Raw genomic sequence first — 8,518 nt, forward strand, 5'->3', positions numbered from 1 at the left:
ATCTCCGACGCTACGCCGACGTGCTAGCAATTGCAAGCACTCTGCTTGCAACCATCGGGTGTGATGCGCACCGCTACCGTGGACCCATGACGCGCTCGGCCCGGCTGCGGCGGCGCCTCGTCGAGCACCTGCTCGACGAGGACGTCCTGCACGCCCCGGAGTGGATCGCCGCCTTCCGCGCGGTGCCGCGCCACGTGTTCCTGCCGCGGTTCTTCGCGCCGGCGGGCGGGCTGTGGGCCGCGGTCGAGCGCGGTGATCCCGGCTGGCTGGAGACCGTCTACTCGCGCGACGTCCTGGTGACCCAGCTGGACGACGACCCGGACCGCTGGGCGCTCGCCCGGCGCACCGGGCCGGTGGCGGGCACGCCGACGAGTTCGTCGAGCATGCCGTCGATCATGGCCATCATGCTGGAGGAACTGCGGGTGCGCGACGGGCAGCGCGTGCTCGAGATCGGCACCGGCACGGGGTACAACGCCGCCCTGCTGAGCCACCGGTGCGGCGCCGATCGGGTGTCCACAGTGGACATCGACCCGGTGATCGTCGCGCAGGCGCGCGAGCGGCTGGCCGAGGCGGGCTATCGCCCGGCGTGCGCGGTCGGCGACGGCGCACTCGGCTTCCCGGCCGGGACGCTCTTCGACCGGGTGCTGTGCACTGCTTCGGTGTCGTCGATCCCGCCGGCCTGGCTCGCGCAGACGAAACCGGGCGGGCTGATCGTGACGACGCTGAACCGGCCGATCGGCGCCGGGCTGATCCGGCTCGTCGCCGGCGACGACGGCACCGGAGAGGGCCGGGTCCTGGCCAGTGACGGCCGGTTCATGCCGTTGCGCGCGCACCGGCTGCCGGAGACGGTGCCGCTGCCCATGCCTTCGCGCGGTGACTGGGAGCAGACGCGGCTGCCGATGTCGACGGTGGTCCAGCCGCGCAGGCAGTTCGAGTTCTTCGCCGGCCTGGCGCTGCCCGGCGTCCGGGTGGTGCGGGACGGCGGCGACGAGGAGGCGCCGAGCATCGCGCTGGTCCACCCGGACGGCTCGTGGGTCCGCCACCGCAAGCGCGGCGGCGCCGACGAGGTGGCGCAGGGCGGCCCGCGGGCGCTGTGGGAACTCGCCGAAGCGGCCTACGTCGAGTGGTGCGAGCTGGGCAAGCCGGAACGCGACCGGTTCGGCGTGACGGTGGACGGCGACCGGCAGGAGTTCTGGCTCGACTCACCGGACGGCCGCCGCTGGCCGCTCGGCTGACCCCGGCCCGGCAACGCCGTTGGCACGCGAATGCGGCCCGGCGGGACCGGGCGGCCGCGCCGCCGCGGTGTCGCCACGCGAGTGCGGCCCGGCGAGACCAGGTGACCGCGCCGCCGCGGTGTCGCCACGCGAGTGCAGCCCGGCGGGACCGGGCGGCCGCGCCGCCGCGGTGTCGCCACGCGAGTGCAGCCCGGCGGGACCGGGCGGCCGCGCCGACGCGGTGTCGCCACGCGAGTGCAGCCCGGCAGGACCGGGTAGCCGCGCCGCGGTGTCGTGAACGACTCGTTCACCTCGTCCGGCGACATGAACGAGTCATTCATGTCATGCGGGGAGCCGAGCCCGGATCCACTTCTCCGCGTGGTCGGCCGCCGCCTCGGCGGGGACGTCTGTCGTGTCGAACAGGTCGACACCCAGCTCCGGGGCCGATTCCTGGAGCCAGGCGGTGAACTCCAGCATCTCCTCGATCCGCGGCTCGTCCCACTCCCGCCACGCCGGACGCGCCCGCAGCCGGGCACGCAGGGATGCCGGTGTGGCTACCAGCGCCAGGTAGTGGATGTCGCTGAAGAACGCGCGCTCCGGCAGGGGCTCGAACTCCGGGGGTGCCACCGTTCCGCACAGCACCACCGGGCGGCCGTTCTGGTGCAGCATCGCCGCCATGCGCAGCCACGTCGCGCGGAAGGCCGGGACGTCGTCGCGCAGCGCGCCCGCCCAGAGGACGTCCTGTTCCAGGACCACCGCTTCGCCCGCGAAGCGGGACGCCAGCAGGGGGCCGAGCGTCGACTTGCCCGCGCCGCTCGGGCCCGTCAGGGCGAACAGCGGCAGCTTCCGGAACGGCCACTCGTGGCCGCAGCGCGTGCACCGCAGCAGGTCGCCTACGACGACCGGGCGGTCTGCCCGGTCGCCGCAGGCCGGGCAGATCCGCAGGTCGAGGCCCACCTCAGTCGAAGAGGTTCTCGAGGAAGCTGCGCTTGCGGTGGCCGTGCCCGTACGGGCGCGGCGAGTCCGAATACCCCCGGTGCGGACGCGGCGAATCCGCGTAGCCCCGGTGCGGACGCGGCGAGTCCGCGTAGCCGCCGCGGTAGGGGCGGGGCGAGTCGGGACGGCCGTAGTGCGCCGTCGGGGCCTGGTACGGCGGTGGCTGGTGGCCGTAGAAGGAACTCTCCGCACCGGCGATGGCCTCCAGCTCACCGCGGTCGAGGAAGATCCCGCGACACCCTTCGCACTGGTCGATGTGGATGCCGTTCTTGTCGACGGTCTGCATCCGGTTCTGACACTTCGGACAAATCACGCAGCCGAGCCTACGCAAAAACGCGTCAGCACGCGCAGAGGCAGAACGGGTGGCCCGCCGGGTCGGCGTAGACGCGGAACGTCTTCGGGGTGTCGTCCAGCAGCTTCGCGCCGAGCCCCAGCACCCGCTCGTGCGCCGCCTCCAGGTCGGTGACGTTCAGGTCCAGGTGCAGCTGCTGCGGGTTCTCCGCCGACGGCCACGCCGGCGGCCGGTAGTCGGGCACGCGCTGGAACGCGATGCCCGCGCCGCCCGCGGGGTTGGGCAGCGTCACCCAGTGTCCGTCCTCGGCGACTTCGGGCGCGTCCCACTCGAGCACCGCGCGGTAGAACCCGGCCAGCGCCACCGGGTCCGGGCAGTCGAGGGCCACCACACCCAGCGTCGGTACCGCACTCATCGTCGCTCCCTTCGATCACGAGTAACCATCAAAGGCATTATGTGGGTTAGCACACGCGGAGGCAACCACTCTCCGCCGTACACTGGTTTCGTGCACACCGACGCCTCTCTCGTGGTGGAGTTCCTCAACACGGTCAACGTCGAAGAAGGCACTGACCTGCTCGAAGACCCCGGGCAGTGGCACGAGTGGGCGACCGCGCGCGGGTTGCAGGCCAATCCGGCGGGCGACGCGCGTGCGGCGCGGGACGCCCTGCGCGCCGCGATCGGCGACCCGCGGCTGACCGCCGGCAGCGTCGACGTCGGCACGCGGATCTCCCTCACCGACAAGGGGCCGGTGCTGGTCGCCGACGACGTCGTGGGCGCGGTCTTCGCCGCCTGCGCCCGGCTGGTCGTCCGGGGCGACTGGATCCGGCTGAAGATCTGCCCGGCCGACACCTGCCTGTGGGCGTTCTACGACGAATCGCGCAACCGCTCGCGGACGTGGTGCTCGATGCGCGTCTGCGGCAACCGCGAGAAGGCACGCGGCTGGCGCGCCCGCGCCGCCGCCGGCTGAGCCTCATCCGAGCGGCGGACCCTCGAACGGCTGTGGACAACTCGGGGACAAAGCACCACATATCCACGCCCCGGCCCCCGCTGCCCCCACACGTTGTGGACAGCCGTTAGGCCATCACCGTGAAAACCTGTGGATAACCCCGGGGATAACTCAGCTTCCTGTGGACAACTGGTTTCAACCCGCTTCAGGTGTGGTATAGCGCCAGGTTGGTCAGAACAGCAGCTCCGCCACCGCGTAGATGACGAGCCCGGCGAGCGCGCCGACGACGGTGCCGTTGATCCGGATGAACTGCAGGTCGCGGCCCACCTGGAGCTCGATCTTGCGGGACGTCTCCTCGGCGTCCCAGCGCTCGACCGTGTCGGTGATGATCGTGGTGATCTCCCGCGAGTAGTTCCGCACCAGGTACGCCGCGGCGCCCTCGACCCAGCCGTCGGCCTTCGACCGCAGGTGGTCGTCGGAGATCAGCCGCTCGCCCAGCGACACGAGGCCGCGGCGGACGCGGCGGCGCAGCTCGCTCGACGGGTCCTCGGCCGCGGTGAGCAGCATCTCCTTCGCTGTGCTCCACGCCGAGCCGATCAGCCGCTGCACCTCCTCGTGGTGCACGATCTGGCCCTTCACCTGCTCCGCGCGGGCCATCACGTCCGGGTCGGTCTGCAGGTCCTGGGCGAACTCGGCGAGGAACTTGTCCAGCGCCAGCCGCATCGGGTGGTTGACGTCGGTCTTGACCGCCCACGCGAACGACAGGACCTCGCCGTAGACCTTGTCGGCCAGCATCTCGTCGACGAACTTCGGCGACCAGCTCGGCGCCCGGTCGGACACCACGCGCAGCATCGTCGTGTGGTTGTCGCGCACCCACTCGTACGCGCGGTCGCACATCAGGTCCACCAGCTTGTGGTGCGCGCCGTCGGCGAACACGCCCTGGAGGATCTTGCCCAGCGGCGGGCCCCACGGCTTGTCGATGATCCGCCGCGCGACGGCCTGCTCCATGATCGCCTGGACGTCCTCGTCGCGGAGCACCTTCACCGCCGCGCGCACGACCGTGGCCAGCTCGGACGTCACGCGCTCGGCGTTCTCCTCCTGCGCCAGCCACGCACCGAGCCGGCGCGCGATCTCGACGCGCCGGAGCTTGTCGCGCACGACCTCCTCGGACAGGAAGTTCGACCCGACGAAGTCGCCGAGGCTGTTGCCCAGCGCGTCCTTCTTGTTCGGGATGATCGCCGTGTGCGGGATCTTCAGCCGCAGCGGATGGCGGAACAGCGCCGTGACGGCGAACCAGTCGGCGAGCGCGCCGACCATGCCCGCCTCGGCCGCGGCACGCACGTAGCCGACCCAGCCCGGCCAGCCGCTCGCCTGCGCCCAGCTGGTCAGCAGGAACACCAGCGTGGCGCCGAGCAGGAACGACAGCGCGACGAGCTTCATCTTGCGCAGCGCGCGCCGCTTCTGCTCTTCACCGGCCGCGCCGCCCGGTGGGTCGGCGGGCGTCACCTTCGCGGGGGTCAGTTGCTCCACGACGCCATTGTCCGTGAGGATGGCTGATCGTGCGCGAACCTGCTCTCGTCCCCCGGCTCCGGCCGTTCACCTCGACCATCTTCGCCGAGATGACGGCGCTGGCGGTCCGGCACGACGCCGTCAACCTCGGCCAGGGTTTCCCCGACACCGACGGCCCGGCCGGCATGCTCGAAGCCGCCAAGAACGCGCTGTTCGGCGGGGCGAACCAGTACCCGCCGGGGCCAGGGCGGCCCGAGCTGCGCGCCGCGATCGCGCGGCACCGGCTGCGCTACGGCACCGAGTACGACCCGGACACGGAGATCCTCGTCACCGCGGGCGCGACCGAGGCCATTGCCGCGGCGTTGCTGGCGCTCACCGAGCCCGGCGACGAGGTCATCGTCATCGAGCCGTACTACGACTCCTACGCCGCCGCGGTCGCGATGGCGGGTGCGCAGCGCCGGGTCGTCGGGCTGGTCGAAGGCCCGGACGGGCGGTTCGGCCTCGACGTCGCGGGCCTGCGCGCCGCGGTCACGCCGCGGACCAGGGCGATCCTGGTGAACTCGCCGCACAACCCGACCGGGACGGTGTTCACCCGCGCCGAGCTGGAGGCGCTGGCCGCGCTGTGCGTCGAGCACGACCTCATCGCGATCTGCGACGAGGTGTACGAGCACCTGGTGTTCGACGACGCCGAGCACATCCCGCTGGTCACGCTGCCCGGGATGCGGCCGCGGACGGTGAGCATCTCGAGCGCGGGCAAGACGTTCAACTGCACCGGCTGGAAGATCGGCTGGGTGTGCTCGACGCCGGAACTCGTGGCGGCGGTGAAGGCGGCGAAGCAGTTCATCACCTTCGTCTCGGGCGGGCCGCTGCAGCCGGCCGTCGCATACGCGCTCGACCACGAGCTGCCCTGGGTCGACGGCCTGCGCGACTCGCTGCGGGAGAAGCGCGACCGGTTGTCGGCGGGCCTCGCGGACGCCGGCTTCACCGTCCGGCCGACGGCCGGGACGTACTTCGTCTGCGTCGACGTGCGGCCGCTGGGCTTCACCGACGCCGCCGACCTGGCCTGGGAGCTGCCGGGCCGCGTGGGTGTCGCCGCGGTTCCCGTGAAGGTGTTCACCGATCACCCGGACGAGTGGAAACATCTGCTGCGTTTCGCGTTCTGCAAGCGCAACGAGGTCATCGACGAGGGCGTCACCCGATTGCGCAAACTGGTCTGACGACCGCCGGGACGCCCTCGCGGCGGTTCCGCGGGGGCGGGCGGCGACGGGTCCGCCGTTTGCCCGGCGCCGTGGTGACGCTGAGCGATCATCCGCGACCGCTCCGACGTCCACGACGGCGGTTCATGATCACGGACTGCAGCCGATGGGCGTCCCCGATCGGCCCAGTCGTCCCACGATGCGGACGGTAGGCGGAAGACGTGCCCGAATGTGAAGCACTGGCACGGAAAGCCACCGAACCGGCACGCACCGCGATAGGGCGACGGGGAAACATCAGGTCAACCACCGGACGGGCACCAGACGGCACTCCTCCGAATGGCCGCAAGCAAGCCGCCGAACGGCACTGAGAGTGATCAACTTGTCGGCCGCAGATACCTTGCCCGGTAGGGCCGTTGGGCCTTACGGGCTGGATCGAAGGCGGGAGAGATGAAAGACTCCCGAGCGGTGCTAGAAAGAGTGCAGCCCCGGGGGAACTGCGACCTGGCCGGAGAAAGACCCCAGCAACAACAGACTCGAGCGTGCATCGCGAGAGCTTCAGGCGCGGACGGTGGTGGTGGCGGTGAGCAGCACGGCGAACGCACGCCGCAGCGCTTCCGCTCAGCCTGCGCTCACTGCGGGTGAAGGACACTTCGTTCACGCGCGCGGGCGCGCGCCGCGGCCATGGGCCGTGGCTTTGCAGCGGCCCGCCACGAAGATCCTTGTCGCCGGTGGGCTGACGCTCGCGGGCTGGTTGCTCGGGGCCGCGCTGTCCGGCAGCACCGCCGCGGCCACTCAGCAGCCGCCGTGCCCGGAAGCGCCCGCAATCTCCACTGTGGACCATGGTGGGCAGCCGGTCGGGCACGGCAAGTACCGCAAGAGCCATCGCGACACCGACGCTGCCACGTGCGCGGCGCCGCCGAAGACGGACATCGGCTCGACGCCGGAGGTTGAGGGGACGCGGCCTACGGGCCCGGTGGTCGACGGAACCCAGCCAGGCGGACACACCCCGGCGACCGGGCGACCGGAGTCGACGGGCCCGGCGAGCGGAGTTCCGTCGACCGGCCGACCCGGGTCCACGGGTCCGGCGGGCGACCAGACCCGGCCGGCGAGCGGAAGTCCGGTGGCCGATCAGACTCAGCCGGCGAGCGAAAACCCGGCGGCTGACCAAACCCGGCCAGTGAGCGAAAGCCCAGCGGCCGATCAGCCCCAGTCGGCGAGCGGAAGCCCGGCAGCCGACCAAACCCAGCCAGCGAGCGAAAGCCCGGCAGCTGACCAGACCCAGTCGGCGGCCGGAAGCCCGGCGAGCGACGCCCCGGCAGCCGACCAGCCCGACTCCACGGGCCCGGCGAGCGAAGTCCCCGCAGCCGACCAAACGCAACCGGCGAGCGAAGCCCCGGCGATCCTCCAGATCGCCCCCGCGAAGGCAACCTCGCCGGCAACCGAAAAGCCCGCCCCCGTCACCGAGGAACCGGCCGTCGAGAAGACCACCGACGGTGGCCTGCTCGGCGGGCTCCTCGGCGGCGTCCTGGACGTCGTCGGCGGGACGCTGCACACCGTCACGAGCACCGTCGGCGTCGTCACCGACACCCTCTCCCACACCGTGCTCGCGCCGCTCACCCAGCCGCCCGCCGGGCAGCCCGATGCGCCCGTCCTGCTTCCGCTCGACGACGTGCTGGGTCCCGTCTTCGGCGGCAGCTCGAACTCCGGCGGCGTCGTCGTGACCGTCCCGGGCCTGGTGAACGGCACCGTCAGCGGGGTCGTCCCCGCAGCCGAAACCGCCGCCGCCGCGCCTGTCGAGACTGTCGTTGTGACCGCGGCGCCGCAGGCCACCACCGGCCGGGCTGTGGTCGTGCGGCCCGTTGTCCGGCACCGGGCGTCGCTGCCTGTGGTTCCGGACCAGCCGCGGGACTCCGGCGTTCACGCGCGGGACGGTGGCGGCGACTCCACTCCCGGCCTGCCCGGGGGCAGCACCGCCCCCAGCGCGCCGGCTCCCACCGCCTCGGCGGGCCACGACGGCCCCGGCGGTGCGCGCCACCCCTTCGCCGTCCACACCGACGATGTCACCACCACCCAGCTCAAGCTGATGGGCACCAGCCGCGACCACGACGTCGACGGCGCCGGCAGGGAAGCCGCCCTGCCCACCACCTCCCCCGACTGACCCGTCACCGGGCAGCCGGGGACACGTGCGTCCAGATCAAGATCAACTGGACGTCGCGGATCTCCTGCTCCAGTACGCAATCCGTGACTCATTCACGTCTCGTGACGCCCTTGCGCGCGTCCGGCGTACCCCCAGGGGCAAACCATGCGAAACCACCTTCTTTCCGACCGGCCGACCGCGCCCGGCCGGGTCGGATCCCGGTCCCGG

General features: G+C 72.0%; 8 protein-coding genes. 4 read left to right on the plus strand and 4 right to left on the minus strand.

Annotation, left to right across the window (positions count from 1 at the left end):
- The first annotated feature begins 86 nt into the window (after nt 1–86).
- Nucleotides 87–1,235 carry an ATP-grasp peptide maturase system methyltransferase gene (gene tgmC / locus ABJI51_RS29655; protein WP_348954319.1) on the plus strand — a complete coding sequence of 383 codons (1,149 nt, stop codon included), beginning with the start codon at nt 87–89 and terminating at the stop codon, nt 1,233–1,235.
- Nucleotides 1,236–1,556: 321 nt separating this feature from the next.
- Here tgmC and ABJI51_RS29660 read toward each other — a convergent pair whose 3' ends face one another.
- From ABJI51_RS29660 to ABJI51_RS29670, 3 genes are read right to left on the minus strand one after another with little or no spacing between them, the layout of a single operon-like run.
- Nucleotides 1,557–2,171, minus strand: a complete 615-nt coding sequence (locus ABJI51_RS29660; RefSeq protein ID WP_348954320.1) for a P-loop nucleotide/nucleoside kinase family protein — start codon at nt 2,169–2,171, stop codon at nt 1,557–1,559.
- Nucleotide 2,172: 1 nt separating this feature from the next.
- Nucleotides 2,173–2,541: a TFIIB-type zinc ribbon-containing protein gene (locus ABJI51_RS29665; RefSeq protein ID WP_348954321.1), complete on the minus strand. Its 369-nt coding sequence runs from the start codon at nt 2,539–2,541 to the stop codon at nt 2,173–2,175.
- A 7-nt stretch (nt 2,542–2,548) separates the two neighbouring features.
- The gene (locus tag ABJI51_RS29670; protein ID WP_348954322.1) at nt 2,549–2,917 is read right to left on the minus strand and encodes a VOC family protein; all 369 of its coding nucleotides are present in this window, start codon (nt 2,915–2,917) and stop codon (nt 2,549–2,551) included.
- Nucleotides 2,918–3,007: 90 nt separating this feature from the next.
- Between ABJI51_RS29670 and ABJI51_RS29675 the strand changes: the two genes are divergently transcribed.
- Entirely contained in the window at nt 3,008–3,469 is a 462-nt protein-coding gene (locus ABJI51_RS29675) for a CGNR zinc finger domain-containing protein (RefSeq protein ID WP_348954323.1), read from the plus strand.
- Between the two features lie 210 nt (nt 3,470–3,679).
- On the opposite strand, the gene ABJI51_RS29680 is transcribed toward ABJI51_RS29675, so the two are convergent.
- Nucleotides 3,680–4,978 carry a DUF445 domain-containing protein gene (locus ABJI51_RS29680; protein WP_348954324.1) on the minus strand — a complete coding sequence of 433 codons (1,299 nt, stop codon included), beginning with the start codon at nt 4,976–4,978 and terminating at the stop codon, nt 3,680–3,682.
- 29 nt (nt 4,979–5,007) lie between these two features.
- On the opposite strand from ABJI51_RS29680, the gene ABJI51_RS29685 reads away from it, so the two are divergent.
- Nucleotides 5,008–6,174 carry a pyridoxal phosphate-dependent aminotransferase gene (locus ABJI51_RS29685; protein WP_348954325.1) on the plus strand — a complete coding sequence of 389 codons (1,167 nt, stop codon included), beginning with the start codon at nt 5,008–5,010 and terminating at the stop codon, nt 6,172–6,174.
- Nucleotides 6,175–7,330: 1,156 nt separating this feature from the next.
- Nucleotides 7,331–8,311: a hypothetical protein gene (locus ABJI51_RS29690; RefSeq protein WP_348954326.1), complete on the plus strand. Its 981-nt coding sequence runs from the start codon at nt 7,331–7,333 to the stop codon at nt 8,309–8,311.
- Nucleotides 8,312–8,518 lie beyond the last annotated feature (207 nt).

This window comes from Amycolatopsis melonis (assembly GCF_040064235.1).
GTDB lineage: Bacteria > Actinomycetota > Actinomycetes > Mycobacteriales > Pseudonocardiaceae > Amycolatopsis > Amycolatopsis melonis.